The following is a 1,269-nucleotide window of genomic DNA, read 5'->3' on the forward strand; positions in this document are numbered from 1 at the left end:
TTGAAGCTCCTATATCGGTCAAGCCGTGATTTCCGCTGTTTTTGGCACACAAAGCTGACTGTAGATTTCGCGGACTATGTAGCGTTTCAGGCATCGGATGATCTCGCTTTTGCTCTTTCCGTCTTTCGTGCGCTTCTTGACGTAGGCAAGCGTTGGTTCGTGGCTCCGCATCCTGACGATTGCCACGCGATAGAGTGCTGCGTTGGCCTGCCGGTTGCCACCACGATTCAAACGGAAACGGCGGGTTTTGCCGCTGGACGCAGGGATGGGACAAACCCCGCAGAGCTTTGCAAAGGCCGCCTCTGAGCGAATGCGTGTTGGGTCGTCTCCGACGAGGATCAACATTTCAGCGATGGTCAATGTCGCGATCCCATGCGAGGCCATCAAAGTAGGCGCGCGTTCCCTGACAAGGCGTTCCAATTCGGCGTCGTGACCGGCGATCTCTTCGTGCAGCCACAGCCAACGGCGGGCCAGTGCTTTCATTGCCATTTTCGCCGAGGCAAACGGGGTATCGATGTTGCCGGGTCGGAACGCGGCTATATGCCGGATGAGCGCAACTTTTCCTCGGATCAGATCCAGCACTTCGCGCAGTTCGGCTGGCGCGTTGATAATCAGTGTCTTCAAGGTCACCATCGCCTGTGAGCGCGATTTGACGGCTGTATCTCTCGCGATTTTCAGATGCCTGATCATCTCGGACGACCCAGTTTGTGTCTTTGGACGCGCGGTTGCTTGTCCGGAAAGAACGGATCTGGCGGCGCCTTCCGCGTCGAGGCTATCCGTCTTGCCTTGCGTGTATCGCAGCTGGCGATGCGGACGCGTCACCTCAACGACGGTGTGGCCTTGAGAGAGTAAATGCCGAGAAAGGCCAGCGCCATAGGACCCAGTTCCTTCGATCCCAAATGCAAGAACGTTTCCATGAGACTGCGACCAGCGTTCCAGTTCCAAATACCCCTTTGGGTTTGTCGGAATAGACAGTGCGGCCAACCGAGTGCCTTGCGTATCAATCGCGACGGCAACATGGGTTGCCTTGTGCGTATCGATGCCGATGATAACTGGATGTGCGGTCTTCATGGTGCCCTCGTTGTCTGAGATATGCCCGGGCATCGATCCGAGGGGACAGGACTGTGATGGGGCGTCCCCGACAGGCTCCTATAAGGTCACATCTCGCCCGTTGCCGGGGCGACTTGACGGTCGACACGTCAACACAATGACACGCGGTCAATCGTAACATGGGTCAGGCCATCAAGCCGCAATACCATATTCACAGTC

At 56.7% G+C, this 1,269-nt stretch carries 1 protein-coding gene; it reads right to left on the reverse strand.

Going from position 1 to position 1,269, the window contains the following annotated elements; genetic code table 11:
- Positions 1-18: 18 nt before the first annotated feature.
- Positions 19-1,071: an IS110 family transposase gene (locus tag C6W91_RS21075; protein WP_370571600.1), complete on the reverse strand. Its 1,053-nt coding sequence runs from the start codon at positions 1,069-1,071 to the stop codon at positions 19-21.
- Between the last annotated feature and the right edge of the window lie 198 nt (positions 1,072-1,269).

It is taken from the genome of Phaeobacter sp. SYSU ZJ3003, from assembly GCF_041300735.1.
Classification (GTDB): domain Bacteria; phylum Pseudomonadota; class Alphaproteobacteria; order Rhodobacterales; family Rhodobacteraceae; genus Phycobacter; species Phycobacter gallaeciensis_A.

What these genes read in the sequence shown, in the direction of transcription:
- C6W91_RS21075 (WP_370571600.1), bottom strand. Translation starts at nt 1,071, where the DNA reads ATGAAGACCGCACATCCAGTTATCATCGGCATCGATACGCACAAGGCA.